This is a genomic window from Microbulbifer maximicatervae (SeqCode) (assembly GCF_052468295.1).
On sequence record NZ_CP174340.1, the window covers coordinates 2,579,189 to 2,594,806 of the forward strand.

At 44.9% G+C, this 15,618-nt stretch carries 14 protein-coding genes; 11 read left to right on the plus strand and 3 right to left on the minus strand.

Features of this window, described 5'->3' with window-relative positions; all coding sequences use genetic code 11:
* Positions 1-743 precede the first annotated feature (743 nt).
* The 9 genes from ACJJIQ_RS11705 (at position 744) to ACJJIQ_RS11745 (ending at position 11,004) form a co-directional block, all read left to right on the plus strand.
* Complete coding sequence (locus ACJJIQ_RS11705; protein WP_413665223.1) at positions 744-1,358, plus strand: bactofilin family protein; 615 nt, start codon at positions 744-746, stop codon at positions 1,356-1,358.
* A gap of 70 nt (positions 1,359-1,428) precedes the next feature.
* A complete protein-coding gene (locus ACJJIQ_RS11710) occupies positions 1,429-2,661 on the plus strand; it encodes a class I SAM-dependent methyltransferase (protein ID WP_444916133.1) in 1,233 nt (410 codons plus the stop codon).
* On the plus strand, positions 2,661-3,971 hold the full coding sequence (locus ACJJIQ_RS11715; RefSeq protein WP_444905720.1) for a MotA/TolQ/ExbB proton channel family protein: 1,311 nt from the start codon (positions 2,661-2,663) through the stop codon (positions 3,969-3,971). Before ACJJIQ_RS11710 ends, ACJJIQ_RS11715 begins: the two co-directional genes overlap by 1 nt.
* The gene (locus ACJJIQ_RS11720; protein WP_413665220.1) at positions 3,964-4,665 is read left to right on the plus strand and encodes an OmpA/MotB family protein; all 702 of its coding nucleotides are present in this window, start codon (positions 3,964-3,966) and stop codon (positions 4,663-4,665) included. The genes ACJJIQ_RS11715 and ACJJIQ_RS11720 overlap by 8 nt, the downstream gene beginning before the upstream one ends.
* Positions 4,662-5,735, plus strand: a complete 1,074-nt coding sequence (locus tag ACJJIQ_RS11725) for a hypothetical protein (RefSeq protein ID WP_413665219.1) — start codon at positions 4,662-4,664, stop codon at positions 5,733-5,735. Before ACJJIQ_RS11720 ends, ACJJIQ_RS11725 begins: the two co-directional genes overlap by 4 nt.
* Positions 5,736-6,547: 812 nt before the next feature.
* Positions 6,548-7,273 carry a hypothetical protein gene (locus ACJJIQ_RS11730; RefSeq protein WP_445364693.1) on the plus strand — a complete coding sequence of 242 codons (726 nt, stop codon included), beginning with the start codon at positions 6,548-6,550 and terminating at the stop codon, positions 7,271-7,273.
* Between the two features lie 908 nt (positions 7,274-8,181).
* Positions 8,182-8,634 carry a hypothetical protein gene (locus ACJJIQ_RS11735; protein ID WP_445364694.1) on the plus strand — a complete coding sequence of 151 codons (453 nt, stop codon included), beginning with the start codon at positions 8,182-8,184 and terminating at the stop codon, positions 8,632-8,634.
* A 183-nt stretch (positions 8,635-8,817) separates the two neighbouring features.
* Positions 8,818-9,417, plus strand: a complete 600-nt coding sequence (locus ACJJIQ_RS11740; protein WP_445364695.1) for a glutathione S-transferase N-terminal domain-containing protein — start codon at positions 8,818-8,820, stop codon at positions 9,415-9,417.
* Between the two features lie 180 nt (positions 9,418-9,597).
* A complete protein-coding gene (locus ACJJIQ_RS11745; protein ID WP_445364696.1) occupies positions 9,598-11,004 on the plus strand; it encodes a hypothetical protein in 1,407 nt (468 codons plus the stop codon).
* Here ACJJIQ_RS11745 and ACJJIQ_RS11750 read toward each other — a convergent pair.
* Positions 10,996-11,937, minus strand: a complete 942-nt coding sequence (locus tag ACJJIQ_RS11750; RefSeq protein ID WP_445362153.1) for an IS1595 family transposase — start codon at positions 11,935-11,937, stop codon at positions 10,996-10,998. The two genes, ACJJIQ_RS11745 and ACJJIQ_RS11750, sit on opposite strands and share 9 nt — an antisense overlap.
* A gap of 333 nt (positions 11,938-12,270) precedes the next feature.
* Here ACJJIQ_RS11750 and ACJJIQ_RS11755 point away from each other — a divergent pair, with 333 nt between their 5' ends.
* Together ACJJIQ_RS11755 and ACJJIQ_RS11760 are read left to right on the plus strand one after the other, a co-directional pair.
* Positions 12,271-13,155, plus strand: a complete 885-nt coding sequence (locus ACJJIQ_RS11755) for an alpha/beta fold hydrolase (protein ID WP_445364697.1) — start codon at positions 12,271-12,273, stop codon at positions 13,153-13,155.
* Positions 13,156-13,493: 338 nt separating this feature from the next.
* On the plus strand, positions 13,494-14,549 hold the full coding sequence (locus ACJJIQ_RS11760; RefSeq protein ID WP_445364698.1) for an alpha/beta hydrolase: 1,056 nt from the start codon (positions 13,494-13,496) through the stop codon (positions 14,547-14,549).
* Between the two features lie 140 nt (positions 14,550-14,689).
* Here ACJJIQ_RS11760 and ACJJIQ_RS11765 read toward each other — a convergent pair whose 3' ends face one another.
* Both ACJJIQ_RS11765 and ACJJIQ_RS11770 read right to left on the minus strand, forming a co-directional pair.
* Positions 14,690-15,064, minus strand: coding sequence for a hypothetical protein (locus ACJJIQ_RS11765; RefSeq protein ID WP_445364699.1), 375 nt, complete (start codon positions 15,062-15,064; stop codon positions 14,690-14,692).
* Positions 15,057-15,611, minus strand: a complete 555-nt coding sequence (locus ACJJIQ_RS11770; protein WP_413665211.1) for an RNA polymerase sigma factor — start codon at positions 15,609-15,611, stop codon at positions 15,057-15,059. The genes ACJJIQ_RS11765 and ACJJIQ_RS11770 overlap by 8 nt, the downstream gene beginning before the upstream one ends.
* Between the last annotated feature and the right edge of the window lie 7 nt (positions 15,612-15,618).

A 15,618-nucleotide genomic window follows, 5' to 3' on the forward strand; every position in this document is an offset into this window, starting at 1 on the left:
GGATTAAAAAACAGGAAACGACGATCATCACGACCAAAAGGTGCTACAAGTCACACTTTTAGCATGCAATCCGTGCTAAATTCAGCGCATTCAAGTCGAGGTCAGCTTGATTGATTGCCAGACCGAAAACGCTGGTAAGCTCGCTGTAGGTAGTATTCCAATCATATATTGTTTTGTGCCAATAGGCTCGATACCCATCAGCAGACAATTAGAAGTATGCCCTCCACAAAAGGAAGTAAATATTTACTTACAGGTTGAGCCTGAAGTAAATAGCGAGAATATAGCGATATCAACAGCAATCGCAAAAATCGATCGTAGCTTAAGGTCAGAAGAGCCTCTTCTTCACCTTGATGCAAGCACGAGAAAACGGGCATTGCAACTCTACGAGAGAGACGAAAACTGTAAAAGGACAAAGGAAGTCGTTCTTAAGGTATGTGCACAATAGGGAAAAGGCAGAGACAGGGATATTTTAGGTGACCAAAAGCACTGATAGTCTAATTTTCTTTTTTAGTAAAACACTCACAGCAAAGAAAAAAATTTGACATAAATGTAGGGCCGTTTGTTTTGATAGGTTTTATTCAGTATCAAAATAATCCGTACCCGCCATTAGAAGTGCCTTATCACTTTTGAAAATTTTGATTTTCCGATTTAACAAAAACCCAACGTATCGACAACCCTGTAACCACGGTTATCGGTGCAATCGACGCAACAGCTGACTTTTCTAAACAGAGAGACTTATTTCTATGAGCACTGACAAAAGCAATGACTCCACACCATTTTTAGCAGGCATGAGCGCTGTTGAGCAGCAATCATCTCTTTCGGGCTCAGGCTCCAAGTCAGTGCTGGGTGAAGGTATTAACTTTCGTGGCGAGCTGATCGGCACCGAAGATCTGCACGTGGAAGGTACTGTTGATGGTACCGTGATCATGGTTGGTCACAATCTTTCTGTTGGCACTGGCGGTGCAGTTACTGCCAATATCCACGCAAAAAATATTGTTGTAGAAGGCACCTTGGATGGCGATGCCCTTGCCGATGAGTTGATCGAAATCCGCAACACCGCACAAGTTAATGGCAATCTGATTGCACCGAGAATCAAGCTGGACGACGGCGGTAAATTCCGTGGCTCCATGGATATGGTTGATACCGATTCCGAAATGAAAGAGCGCCACAAGGAGTTCTCTGATCGTCTGGTACACCCAGACCTGCCCGCAGCAGAAGAGAAGCCCGCAGCCCGTACTCGCGGCAGCTCTACCTACTCCTCCAGCACCACGAGCACGAGCGATTCCTCTCGCTTGTCCGACACCAGCGACTACCTCTTCGGCACTAAAGAGACCGAAGAAGAAGCTGAGGAAAGCTAGGAAACCTTCTTAGTTAATCCTCAATATGGGCCCCGGCTAATGCCGGGGCTTTAGTTTTGGTGTGGGAAATATGTTGCAGCATCATTCATTTGGTATTGCTGCTTTGGTGGATGAAGTCATTCAACCAGGTAGTAAAGTTTTAGATTTGGGATGCCTTTCGTTTGGCACCACACAGCCTTTATTGGAGCGCTCCTGCCAGACATTTATCGAAGATTTACGCAGTCTGCTACTGGATACTTCTGCCCTCGATAAAGAAGTCAGGGCCGTTAAGCTTTCTGAATATCTCACCAAAAAGCCCCAACGAATCAAGCTTGATGTGGTGCTCTGCTGGGATCTATTCAACTTTATGGAGCCTGAGCTTATTACCAAGCTCATTGAGGAAATCCGCCCCCACTTAAAGCCGCGTACCATTTTCCATACAATGCTGTACACCGGCACTATGCCCAAGGGGCCCGCAGATTTTAAGCGCCTTTCTGGCTTTACCTTCAATACAGAACCACTCCACCTGGAAGAACCACTGCCCACCTATAGGTACTCATCCCTGAATTTAATGAAGACTATGGGCAACTTCTCCCTGCGCTCTTCCCTGCTACAAAGAGAGGGGATGCGTAAAGACCTTATCGAATTAATGTTTGAGTATGGCAATGTAAAATCGCCAACTTCAGTGATGGCCAGTGGATCATCAGCAGCGGTATCCGCTTTCCAAAAAAACCGCCTTACTAATATTTCGCTAACCGCTCTCGACACCGCCCTGACTCACGTCAAGCGCTCACCGGTCAGCAAAGTTCTGGATATTGGGCAAAAGGCTGGGAGAAATATGGAACACCTCCAAAGGGAGGTGGGCGAACTGTTTATTTCTGATTTTTACTCATCGCTCGCTTGGCAAATCAGCAGAAAAGTGCCATTTGAAGAAGCCGTTCAGGCCGCGTTGCGACAGGCAACCCTACCAAAGGATCTCAATTGCATCCTCCTCTGGGACCTTCTCAATTTCTTTTCCACCGAGCAAATACAATTGATCACTAAAGCCCTGCATCAATATCTCAGTGATGGTGGCGTGATGCACTTTTTGCTATTCAAACAAAACAAGCTTCCCGTCAACTGTGGTGTATTTGAAATTCAAAAGTCGGGCCAGGTTGGAACCTATATTCACGCTTCGGGTAGTAAGCAGCCCCAGCTCCGCACTATCACCGATGTTGTGAAATCTCTACCAGAGATGAAAGTACTCAGCCAGGGAACCGGGCGAATACCCAACGGACCTTTTTATCACGAAATAACAATGCAAAAAGTTGTAAAGGATAAATAATGACCCAGTTTTTCTATCACTGGTTAACCAAGTTGTCTGCGGAACAGGTTACCGACACCTTTCTTATGGTCATGCTTGCCATTGGTGCTATAGCCATAATCCTCTACCCTTTAGGCAAGTTTCCCCGCTTTGTAAAGGAAACGCCGTCACTACTGACTGCCCTCGGTATTTTAGGTACTTTTATCGGTATCATTATCGGTATCTATGGATTTGATCTAAACGATATTGACACCTCAATTTCAGAACTGATGCAAGGTCTGGAAACCGCCTTTATGACCAGTATCTTGGGACTCTTCCTATCCCTGATATTGCGAACTATTTTTCAAATATTCACTAAAGAACAAGCCCCTAAAGCGACAGCAGATGACATACTGCAGGCTATTAACGGTCAGCGCGAAGATCTGGCAAAATTCCAGCGACAGATTAGTGATGAAGTCCTACAGTCACTCACTGCGGTTGTAGAAAAGTTTAATAGCGGCCTGAATGCCCAGATGGGTGAGAACCTACAGCAGTTTACCCAGCAATTAGAGGCCGTATCCCCTGCCCTGCAGGCCCTAATAGATCAGCATCAGCAGCACGCAGAACTCGCAACTATTTACCGCGACCAAACTGCAACTCTTCTCAATGAAATTAATGGTGCTCAGGAAAACCTTCTGCTGTTACACCAGCGTATTACTGAGCTGCCAGAAATTTTCAACGTGATTCCCACCCTGGTAGAGCAGCAGCGCAATCACGCAGAGCAGATATCAATCATGCTGAATGAGCAACAAGCTTCTATTGAAGTTCTACAGCAATCGATCCCCGATATTGCGCCCAAGTTTGAAGCGCTCACCCGAGGAATTGACCAAGCTCAACAGCAACTGGGGGCCCAGGTTTCCAACCTGATCTCCCTGAGTAGGACCCAGGCGGAAGTATTCGACCAAAGAACCAGTAAGGTCGTAGCCCTGGCCGATGTGGTTACCAGTATGGACCCCAACCACTTCTCTAAAGCAATTCACGAGCAGGCTACCAGTCACCGGGAATCCATGGCCGAGCTAGCTCAGCTGATCGCCAAAACTCACAACCAGATGATTACCGAATTGTCACAAGTGATTACTCGCGATCTTAGTAATGCCGATGTCAGTATCAAGCGTCAATATGAACTTCTGGATGAACGTCTGCGCGATGAGGTAGAGAGTGTTATGGCAGCGATGGGCGATGCCCTTGGCACGTTAAGCGGTGAATTCTCCAGAGACTTCCGTCAGCTCATCCAGCAAATGAAGAGAGTCGATGCGCAAGCTCAGAGAGTCACTGGAGAGGCGCATGTTTGAAAGCACGCAAGCCAGTAGTGAGTCCAGTGATAGTCAATGGATTAGCCTATCGGACATGATGGCTGGCCTGATGATGGTATTTCTCTGTATTGCCGTCTTTGTAATGCGCTCTCTTATCGACGAACGCGCCAAGATCCGCGAACTCGCAGAGTCTTACCGGGACACCCAGTTGGCCATCTATCAAACTCTGCAACAGGAATTTGCCCACGACTTAACTCGTTGGGGAGCGTCTCTGGATAAGCAAACCCTGGCCATCTCCTTTAATAACAGTGATGCCTTATTTAAAACCGGTGATTTTACCCTGAGCGACAATGCCCGCGAGATTATGTCCTCCTTTGTACCTCGCTACATCGAAGCGCTCACGCCCTATATGGATTCCATTGCCGCAATCCAAATCGAAGGGCACACAAGTTCTGAATGGGGAGATCAATCCGCACCGGAAGCTGGTTATTTCCACAACCTGCGACTTTCCCAACAGCGCTCCCGAGCCGTAATGCAATATGCCCATTCATTACTGCCTTCGCAGCAAGCCGTCCTGGTACGGGCCAAGGTAGCAGCTGTAGGTTACTCCTCGGCTCGCCCAGTCTTGGATAAGAATGGGGTAGAAGATCCAGATCGTTCCCGCCGGGTAGCATTCAGGGTAGTTAGAGACTCTGAGAGCCATATCCTGCAAATCCTTGAGGAAGCTCTGTGAACCTCACAAAATTTCAACCCATTCAAAACCGTCAGGCTATCACAGCATTCCCAAGCGCCACACGAGCACTATCAGTACCTTATGTCATTAACGATGGGGATTCATTCTCAGCCGGCAAACGTCCGTTAGCACAGCGCTTATCTGAAATGCCTGATCGAAACAGCTTAGCCAAAGCCATCCGTACTGGAATGCAACTCGATTCAAGCGATCTGGACAGCGTACCTGTGGCTTGGCGCTACCGGGGTATACCGGTTTTTTTATTTGGCCTGGAACAAAACCCGGACTCTTTTGGTCAAGTTCATATTTACCCCAAGTGCCCAATAGTGAATAACTATAAGGGTCCGGTTTGGATAAGCAGTGACTATAGCGAAGCGCGAAAGGCATTTCCCCAGGATCAACTAAAGCCATGCCCTCACTGCTTACGTCACCTTTACAGCCACAATATTCCCGATGTTGTACACAAAGACCGTTTCGGCAATGTAACCAATATCGACTGGCTGACCTATACCCGATACTTTGCCAGCAATATTTTTAAAAGACACTCTCTCATCTGGAAAAATGGCGAACGCCCCCAAAAAGTCAGTTCTGTATTCACCCCTGAAAACCCGAAATATAACTGCTCTATCTGCCAATGCGATATCAAAGCCGGTGGATGGGCACTCAACCAAGAGCTTGCAGAAAGTAGCGGTCTCCCCAAAGAGATTTGCCTACTCTGTGCAGAGAGAAGGGCCCGTGCCGTTATACTCGCACCACCCCAAGCCTCACTAAGAGCCGCTACATTGCGCTACGAATCCCTGGCAAAGCAACTGGGTAGTGATCCTCAGGCCTCATGGATGATCGCAGAACAGGTAGTCCCCGCATCCTGGCTACCATTAATACAGAGACTCAAATCCCTAATGGGGCCACCCAAAGTCTTCCAAGTAATCGCGCCCAGGGTATTGGCCGTACTATGCTGGCCAAACCTCGGCCGCGCCATCCTTGCCGATGGCACCAAAGAGGCAAAGATACCAGCCAGTTACTCAGTTTGGAGAAAGGCTCAGATTGAGCGGGAATTAGGACTTAGCAACTAGATATATTAAAGTGCTGCCTCCGGGCAGCTTATTTTTGTTACTTATCGGCCAAACTGGCAACTCTATTTCATCTTGTAGCTCTCTACATCACTAGAACAACCCAGATTAAAATCTATTCTCTTCTACCCCACCGAGAATTAGCACCTCCTCCATTTATGGATCCAACAAAACCATTCCAAGAATCTCAAGACTTTTGACCAAAAATGTGGTTACAAATAAGCCACAAAAAAATTAAACTTTTTAGTTCGGAGTGCCGTAAGGGGGTGCAGTATTAGATAATGTGATCACACTGCCCCTTCATTCTTTACACATGTAGAAGATTTTCTACTGTAGATTACTTTTTTTCACAAAAGCTATCCCTATAAAAAAGAACCAATAGAAAACCAGAAAAAACACAATTAGCCAAAAATATCTATCACAGAAGAACCGATTTAAAAGACCAGAAAATCTACCCTAGAAATCATACTCGATACGACCATCTCTAAAATTGCCAATATTAATAAAAACCACACTACAGGATATTAAAAGGGAACCTACCTCACAAAGGATACAAACCCCAGAGCAATAAACACCCCGAAAGAAATAACTCACAAACTAAGACAAAATTTGGAAAGGTGTTGCATTTATTTCTTGAACCCAACTTTCATGAAGAGTAACTTGACTAGCAATACATGCATTACAAAAACTGAAATATGATAACTCCTGCTTTTGCAGTTGTGTCCAAGCCAAATAAAAAGGTTCTACTCGACGAGAAATACACCGAGCACATTCGACGCTAAACCAGTCGTCCTATAGTAAGATGGAGATATAAAATGCCAGTAAACAATATAACCCTGCAAGACGCAAAGGCTCGTGTTCGCGCCACATTGCAAGCCGGAGGGCTAGTGATTGTCCAAGAGCCGCACAATGATGTACCTCACGGTTTCTCCTTTGCAGCTGAAGCTATAGCTGATAATAGCAATCAGCCTCACTCATTGTTCGTCGAAGCACCGCATGAAATAAAAGCTGCAGGAACTCTCTCCGCTTACCCCAATAGGATAAAAGACTATTTCGCGGGTGGCGTAACTGACACTGAAACATCAGCGCTATTAATCAATATAGCTTCTCGGGAAAGTTGGGATATAGCCTGTGTAGATTCATGGAGAGGAAATGGAGAGTGGAAATCTTCAGAAAAACGTCAAAAGGGAATAGCAAGAAGAATTATTCACCACTTTAATATAGGCGGACGCCCAGGAGGAATAATCCCTATAGGTTCTGCGCATGTCACAGGGTTAAGAATGGGAAGAAACATGATTGGAGGCCGACGTGTTGCTCGTACTATAAGCACTCTTTCAAACCAAATCCCCGATGATCAAGCCATTAACTATCAGGGTTACTGGGGATTGGGAAGGTATATTGCCGGAAGGAACTTACAAATGTATAAATTCACAGCTACCGGAGATTATTCCCATATCAGTGCACCGAATGTTTCTCGAGACCTGCACATTCAATTTGTTCCTCGCGACAGAATTTTTCGAGCTCGAAATCTTGCCATCTAGAAATCCCAAAAGCTCTTGCTTTTGTAATGTTTAACATTCATCTAATCCCAGATGATAAACTCAGCCATAATCCAAATTTTCATTTTCCGTCAGCAATCACCACCTACACGAATTTCTGACGGGCTTCTCTCACAATGACACCATTTCTAATAGATAATAAATACAGCCTCCAATATTGGGAGCGGCTAAATGGCTATATTTTAGAACGCCTCATCAAACAAAGCCTATAGAATATATAGCAGTAAAATCCATCTAATATAAAAACCCAATCCACACCCTACATTACTCGAGAAGAAAGACTTCAAAACACACATCTCTCTATCACTTTCCTGAAAGCAGGGATCTTTGAAATAAGTGATACTTAAAATAACCACTTAACAGAAATACACTAAAGTCCGTTATTGAATCGAAGCCCCAGAGCATACCAATCGACACAAAACATGTAGATAAAAAAGATATGGTATTTGCTTTAAAAAATTTATTCAGGCTTATCAAGGTGCATATAAGGTATAATAAAACTCTATCATGGGCTCTTCTGACACTCATTCTTTTACCGATAACCTTTATCGCACATGCCAACGATTCGATACAGGTATTTCCCGAACAAACACTTACTAAAGCCCTAGATAGCGACTACCGAAATCCAATCCAAAAATGATTTAACACCAAAATATAGAGATACCTCCTTGTAAGCAGTGGTGTGATTGGCCATTATTGAACTACCGCTGAGTAATAAGGCACAAGTAAGTAGCGGCCTGTGAGTTGACTCTCCATATTCTGACCAGAATAGAAAAACCATCGAAACCAGACAGAAATACTATCATTACTGACGAAAACAGCTATTAAAAAGCTCCACCCTAGGCAATCAATGTTGTGCCTGGTATAACCTACAAAAATAGATAATACTCATGAAAAAGCTGATTTTCTTTTTACTATTTTCTAACTGTGCAAATGGAACATCTATAGAGCCTGCAACACTGGAACAGCTTCTAGAAAGCTCCGATCACGTTCTGCAGGTTCTGGTTCAAAAGGTAGATATGACCACCTCAAGCGGAGAAATCACATTTATTCCAGATGGGAGAACCAGACCTTTATCAGGGAATAAGATTAGGCTCCATGTTAAATTGATGCCAAATGGTGTAATTAAAAGCAACCTTGATCATGTCCCCCCGGAATTTTACGTAGAACTTTGGGAAATGTGGCACTATCAACTCGGCAACATCCAAGGGTCATCATTAGGCGAAGAATTTATTTTTCTACTGAGAGGTCCAGACTTAAACAAGGTATACCCCCGGTATTTTATGAGAAAAACAGATGAAAAACCTAACATTATTGAACTACTGAAGAAGCTATCTGACTAATTAATGCTACCTCTAAATTCACCCTTAAATTTTCAGTCAGCATGAAAGTCTCAGTATAATGTTTAAACACTAGATTCTGCATACTCTATTCTAAATATCGCGAAGGGAGGCAACATATAGCTTCTCAGATACTCTTGAATACCCTGCCACTTTCTCCAGCAACACCAAAAAGGAGTACATGTTTTGAAATTAATCACAGGCACTGATTCCACCTGGTCCTTAAGAGTCTGGATATGCGCCCAAATCGCAGGCCTTGACATTGAGATCAAAGCCATAGACCTCTCCAGCCCTAACTACAAAAACGAGGTACTTAAATATTCCCAAGCTGGACTTGTACCTGTATTGTTGCTTGAAGATACTTACATTCATGATTCACTGGCAATCGCTGAGTATTTTAATGAGCTCTCCAAAGGCATCTTGTACCCCTCATCAAATATTGAGCGAGCACAATCAAGAAGCCTATGTGCTGAACTTCACTCCGGTTTCATCGCCTTAAGAAGCAACTGCCCTTTCACTTTAGATAAAAGCAACTCCTCTCCGGATATGAACCCTGGAATTCAGACTGAGTTAAAAAGGATTGAAGATATTTTCTCGGAAGCAAAACTGCCCTTCATGTTCGACTCTGCTGGGGCTGTAGACGCATTTTACGCAATACTCGCTTATAGACTATATGTTTATAATATCTCATTAAGCGAGAAAGCTACCAAATACCAGCAAAGCCTTTTGGAATGGCCAATCTTACAGCAAGCAATTGACTTGGCTGCAGAGTGGAGAAACTCATAATTAAAGCTGTCGCCAAATGTCGCTTTGGAATTTTCTTATCAATTCATAGATTACAAGGTTGGCTATAGCCAGCCTTGTAGTTACAACAACATCAGCACGGCGAAAATTTGTAAGTTATTTACCTAATTTGCCATAATCACTAATAAGGCAATCAATCTTAAAAGGCCTCGGATAAGATACATGCCTATATCCAGCCTACACTTGAGTACTGAGCAAGCAAGAAGCGCCACATCTCAAACTACTTGGCTAGCCATTATCAGCCTCTCCTTAGGCGCAGCCTGTATTCAGTTAGTTATTATGCGCTATTTTAATGGGCAAATGGCGCCCGATGTCTTTGCAAGTTCATTACATCAGCTTGTACAAATTAAGGGCACACCTGCACTTGTCAAATCACTGGCCAGCTACCTTATCCCCTACTCAGCTTTTGTGACCTATACACTCCACCTGGCACTATTGCTTGCTGGGACCCTCTTGATATTGCGTGTTTTTATTGTTTTGGGCGCGACACTCATGTTTTTCGGCTTTATCTTGCTGTGGGGGTTGACTTACATGGGAGAAAACAGCTGGTACTTCGAGTTTTTGTCACCTGCGTTATTTGCCTTAATCTTGGCAGTTAGTATTTACAAGCTCCATAAAGACTCTCAATACAATTTTCGTTCTCGGCTTTTAGGCGCGGTGATAGCACCGAGAGTAAGCCTATTAACCTGGGGTTGTGCGATTGTTGTAGCATCTGCTCTCTTATTTGGGGTCTTTGTTATGTCACGCAATGGTGGCGACTACATATTCACTGTAAGCGCCCTATCCAGCATTACCATTGCCATTTTATCAATAGCTTCAAAGTATTTAGACAAGTATCGAAATACTCCCCCCAAACAGGATTCAACTCCAATAGTAGGGCGCTGGATTGATCTTTTTACCTTCACCATCGGGGTAATGTTAGTCTTTCAGGTTTTTGAGGATGGGCTATTAAATTGGTTTACAGTAGAAGGGTACCGAGGTCTCATTAACTCCTATGTCGAATACGGGAATACACCGTATTGGTATCGGGGAGCCTTGGCCTGGGTAGCGGATCACGCCGAGATCTTTATGCCAACCCAGAGAGTATTCGAGACCTTTGCTGCAATCTGTATGGTAATTTTAGTCTTTCGATTTCCAGTTGTACTGCTGGCGACCGGTCTCTTTGCCATTCTCTCTTTTACAGAATTTGGAGTTACGAATGCTTGGCCTCCCGCTCCAGGCAAGCCTCCCGCCTGGGTATTTGAACTACTGCTTACAACATTGGTTAGCTTTACCTGCGGTCTCTATTACTTACTAGATGCTATTGCGCACAAATCCTGGAAGCATTGGATATTGGGTCCCAAAATATTTGACTCAATATCAGATTTCAATAAGTGTTTTTTATTTATTTTCTTACTTATTATCGAAGTAATTATATTTTCCTCCACTCCCATACAAGAGGAGACCAAATTCATTGCACTACACTTCTCAGTACTGTCACTTATTCCTTTATTCTTCATTATGATAATTCTGGATAAGTACCGAGCAATCACACCCAATATAGATTTTCCTAATTACCACTTATGCTAAGCCAATTTTTAGCAACCTTTCTGGCATCGGTGGTGTCCGAAGAGAGACGTAAATCAATCTTGGAATGAGTGCCGACAAATCAAACCTCCGATTAAAGCGATATTGAAATTCTGCCAAATAGCGCTGTGCATATTTCGGCCTAATAGCATGGTAAGTGCTACGTAGCGCACTCTTTAAATTACCAAGTACTGTATTTACCCAATAGAACTCAGGCTCTTCAACAGAAGCTCGGCCACCACCACAAACAATTTTGTCATGTACACAACCGGCCTCCTTAATGGCATTGAAGCATGGAAGACCATCTGAGATGACTGTGCTGCCACTGCAAAGGTACTTTTTACTCCAGGTTGAAATTTCACTGCTTTTGAAGCCCTTGATAATTGAGAGCTTAATACGGGTTGGGCGTCCCTCCTTGGTTGTTTCAACGGCCGCCACAAAGGGAGTTTTACCCTTGGCTCCGCGCCCGGGCTTGCATCCAGTACGCTCACCACCGAGATAGGCATCATCTAGTTCAATAAAACCGGACAGTTTGTATCGTTGGTCTCGCTCCATCATCACTTGCATGAGTTTCTGCTTCATACGCCATGCTGCGTTGTAAGAGATACCTAGATGTCGAGATAGCTCCATAGAGGAAATGCCCTTCTTATCCTGAGTAATCAGGAAAATACCGAGAAACCAGGTGGTGAGGGGGAGCTTCGTGGAGTCAAAAATTGTACGAGAGGTAATCGATGTCTGACGCCGACAATGGTTACATTGCTTAAGCTTGCGATAAGCGAGGTCGCAATGCTTGTCATGCCCGCAGTGAGGACAACTAAAGCCATTGGGCCAACGCCACTGCGACAGTGCATCGAAGCACTGTTCCTCGCTGCCGTACATTTTGAGGAATTGGGTCAAACTAATACCCTTCTGAAACTGTACCTTGTTGCGAGCCATGGCGTATTCCCTTGCAGATCAACGAGATAGCTGTATTTATATACAGTTACGCATAACTTAGCAAGAGTGGTAATTAGGTAGATTTTTATACCAACCCAAACGGGAAAAATCATAACCAACTACCGTAAGCTCCCACCTGCTTTGGCTTTAAGCAATCAACCCTATAAAACGAACGTTTGTGCAATTTATATGGCCGGCAATATTGCAGCAACAACTAATAGGAGTAATTCCACGGTACAATGTGGGCATAAGCGAATATTGGTAGCCGAAGCCCCTTCGCCTACAAACTTCCTCTGATAACGTTATAGAAATTTTATTGGGTTAATTTGCGTCATGAAGACTCTTCATCTGGTAATTATATTTAGCATCCTGTCTATTTTTTCTACTTATGTGGCAGCAGAGAGAATCAAGATCGACAACTCTCTCACTATCCACTACGAACAAGCGGGTAATGGCGATACGACAATCATCTTTATTCCCGGCTGGATGATGTCTACAAAGGTTTTCGAGCATCAACTTGCCCATTTCAAGGACTCCACCCAGTATCGCGCGCTAGCTTATGATCCCCGTGGCCAGGGCATGTCATCCAAGCCTGTTGAGGGCCATACTTATCAGCAACACGCTCGAGACTTAGCTGCACTGATTGACAAGCTGGGGCTTGATAGCGTGATTCTCGCGGGTTGGTCCTATGGAGTGACCGAGCAACTGGCCTATCTCAACCAGTTCGGCACTGACAAGATAAAAGCCATGATTATGATCGACACTGGCCCGGATATTTCTGGGGCCAGCCGGGACGAGTGGGTCTGGTATCTGAATGATGATTCGGACGGATACTCGCGCTCATTCACTGAGGGGATTATTGAGGATCGCGAAAATGTGATTGCAGAGTTCGTCAAATGGATGCTTGAAAATCCCACTGCAGAAAATATTGCCTGGGTGTCTGATATCGCCAATCAAACCTCTAGCAGCGTCGCCGCAATTACCAACGCTACTGGTTTTTACCTCGACTACAGCAAAGACCTTATCGGCCTTGAAGGGAAGATTCCCATGCTATATGTGGTACGAAATGAAGTTAAGGAAGTGGCTGACAAATGGATCAAAGCTAATACCCCTTCCGCCACTACCGCTTATATGGGAAAGCATATGATGTTTTGGGAGAGGCCCGATGAATTCAATGCAGTGGTCGATCAATTTCTGGAGAATATAGAAACTAAGTAGCATTCACTATTTTGTTAAACTTAGGGCAGACTGACTTCAGCCTGCCCTAAGCTTTAAGTCTGCAGGCCCTACTTCATCGACTTACCCCCACTCAACAAGGCATATCTCCCAGTCAAGGCACTTGACATCTAAAGGGTCAATAAATAGATTTAAGTCATATAACAATAAATTGTTAACTTCTTCCGGCACAAACATCGGCGCACGTCGACACGAGTACCCTCTACTGAAAATACCTGACAAGTAGGCAAAAGCAGCTTTCTTCAGCCAGTTTTAGCTGGTTAATTTAACCCGAACTTTAGTGTTACACCCTAAAATAATACCTACATGGAGAGTGGAAAATGAGAGTTCTATTTTTAGCCTTGATAAGTGTTTGTTCGCTGATAGCAAATGCTTCAGATTTTATTCTCGCACAAAAGACGGAAATCAAATCAGATTTCCTTGGTGAAAACCGAACCATCTTGGTGAAACTTCCCGAACAATATAAGGATAATGACAAAGAATATCCTGTGCTCTACGTATTACATGCTCAGTGGGACATGCTTTCTACTTTGTCTACTATCGATTTACTTGAAGGCCAAGTGCCCAATTTTATCGTGATTGGTGTAGAGGGAATGGGCAAGGAGTTGCGCCCGGATCAAGGTAAATCGACAGCATTTTCTCAGTTCCTAGCGAACGAAGTTGTGCCCTATATCAATAAAAACTATCGAGTCGCAGATTTTAGTATTTTGTCTGGGCACTCCAACTCTGGCCGCTTCGTACTGGACTACTGGCTAAACGACAAAGCACCATTTTCACAGTACTTTGCTTTTAGCCCGTCATTAGAGGATAAATATATAACCGGGCGAGTTTCCAATTTAGCACCTAAACAACTCAAAGAGCTTTCCCCGCTAACCGTGACCATCGCTAACGAGGGGAATCATATGCAAGTCCCATTTGACGAATTGAGCCAAGCTCTCGCAAATGTACCGGGCGCAACCTTTACCTTCCAGAAATTCCCAGAGCAATCCCACAGAACGACTAAACATCACTCTATGCAATTTGCCCTTCAACACACCTTTACAGGGTGGGAACCTACTTACGAACTTAAAGTAAGTGGGTTTGATGGACTGACAAATCACTACCGTAATTTATCAGATAAATTTGGCTTCAAAGTAGTTATTCCCACCAATACCCTGCAGCGCTTGATGGCCCACCATGCCATTTCCGACTCTGAAAACGCAGCTAGCGAATTAAAACTCCATATCGCATATACCATCAAAGAAGTTTCGAGCGGGATCGATGCCACAGTTGAGACAGCAGAATACCTGCTGAACAATGGCTATGAAGAGGCGGGGAAAACCATATTGAAAGAGATGTGCAACCAGGCTGAAGAGCACGCTCGCTGCAAAGGCTGACAAAAATCTACTCGAAGGCCAGACACACTCTTAATATGAAGCGAGCCCACTAAAACTTTAAGGAAAGCTTGCAAAGTAAAAAAGGAAGCTGCCCGCCCTATCATGATTTAGGCGCGGGCTTCTATAAAGGCAGGCTCTCGTTAGCGGCGTGCGGCGAAAATGCCACCGGTCATTACCGCTAAAGAAGATAAAAGTCCAACACCTACCAAGCTATACAAGCTAATGGATTGCTTGGCCATCTCGGCAACTACCTCACTGAAAGGGAACTGCCAGGCAATGATCCCTAAGGCAGCTGCTACCGCGATGTACTGAGAATAACTGGAACGACGCTTTGAGCGTTTAGGCTGCGCAGGGAGCGAGGCCATCACGCGGTCACAAAAACCATCGTTATCCAAATGGGGCTCGTTGAACTGGAGCTGTTCACTTAGCCAGGCGTCAAACTCCCGGTCGTTGCCCTCTAATGCCATTTCACTCAAGGCGTTACCTTTCGTGTTGCGCTGTTCAAAGTTAACCATTTACCACCTCCTCACGCCAGGGCTGAAGCAAGCTACGCAACTTGGCCCGAGCACGATTGACATGGGATTTTACCGTACCAAGCGGCAATTTCATAATACTTGCCGCCTCCTCATGAGAAAAGCCCCTGTGCATACACAGATGGATTGCTTGCCGCTGCGGGCCGCTCAGGGTATCCATCGCGGCAGTGAGGTCCCTAGCCATCCCTAACTGCCGAGATTCTTCAATAGTCTCATCGGCCTGAGCCCTATCCACTGCTTCTTGATCCACATCGGGCATATTCTTACGCTTGTGGCTCATGACGAGATTATAGGCGATACGGTACAGCCAGGTGCTGAAGCGGGCATCCCCCCTGAACGCCGGCAACGCCTTATAGGCCTTAATAAAGGCCTCCTGCGCCATATCGTCTGCCAGACCCTGGTCACCATCACACAGCTGTCGGAGCGAGTATCGCAGCTGAGATTGATAGCGACGAACCAGCTGGGCGTATGCCCGCTGGTCCCCGTCTTTGACGGCCCGCCTGATTAATTCCTCGTCATTGAGGTCCATACTCGCC

What these genes read in the sequence shown, in the direction of transcription:
- ACJJIQ_RS11705 (WP_413665223.1), top strand. Translation starts at nt 744, where the DNA reads ATGAGCACTGACAAAAGCAATGACTCCACACCATTTTTAGCAGGCATG.
- ACJJIQ_RS11710 (WP_444916133.1), top strand. Translation starts at nt 1,429, where the DNA reads ATGTTGCAGCATCATTCATTTGGTATTGCTGCTTTGGTGGATGAAGTC.
- ACJJIQ_RS11715 (WP_444905720.1), top strand. Translation starts at nt 2,661, where the DNA reads ATGACCCAGTTTTTCTATCACTGGTTAACCAAGTTGTCTGCGGAACAG.
- ACJJIQ_RS11720 (WP_413665220.1), top strand. Translation starts at nt 3,964, where the DNA reads ATGTTTGAAAGCACGCAAGCCAGTAGTGAGTCCAGTGATAGTCAATGG.
- ACJJIQ_RS11730 (WP_445364693.1), top strand. Translation starts at nt 6,548, where the DNA reads ATGCCAGTAAACAATATAACCCTGCAAGACGCAAAGGCTCGTGTTCGC.
- ACJJIQ_RS11735 (WP_445364694.1), top strand. Translation starts at nt 8,182, where the DNA reads ATGAAAAAGCTGATTTTCTTTTTACTATTTTCTAACTGTGCAAATGGA.
- ACJJIQ_RS11745 (WP_445364696.1), top strand. Translation starts at nt 9,598, where the DNA reads ATGCCTATATCCAGCCTACACTTGAGTACTGAGCAAGCAAGAAGCGCC.
- ACJJIQ_RS11750 (WP_445362153.1), bottom strand. Translation starts at nt 11,937, where the DNA reads ATGGCTCGCAACAAGGTACAGTTTCAGAAGGGTATTAGTTTGACCCAA.
- ACJJIQ_RS11755 (WP_445364697.1), top strand. Translation starts at nt 12,271, where the DNA reads ATGAAGACTCTTCATCTGGTAATTATATTTAGCATCCTGTCTATTTTT.
- ACJJIQ_RS11760 (WP_445364698.1), top strand. Translation starts at nt 13,494, where the DNA reads ATGAGAGTTCTATTTTTAGCCTTGATAAGTGTTTGTTCGCTGATAGCA.
- ACJJIQ_RS11765 (WP_445364699.1), bottom strand. Translation starts at nt 15,064, where the DNA reads ATGGTTAACTTTGAACAGCGCAACACGAAAGGTAACGCCTTGAGTGAA.
- ACJJIQ_RS11770 (WP_413665211.1), bottom strand. Translation starts at nt 15,611, where the DNA reads ATGGACCTCAATGACGAGGAATTAATCAGGCGGGCCGTCAAAGACGGG.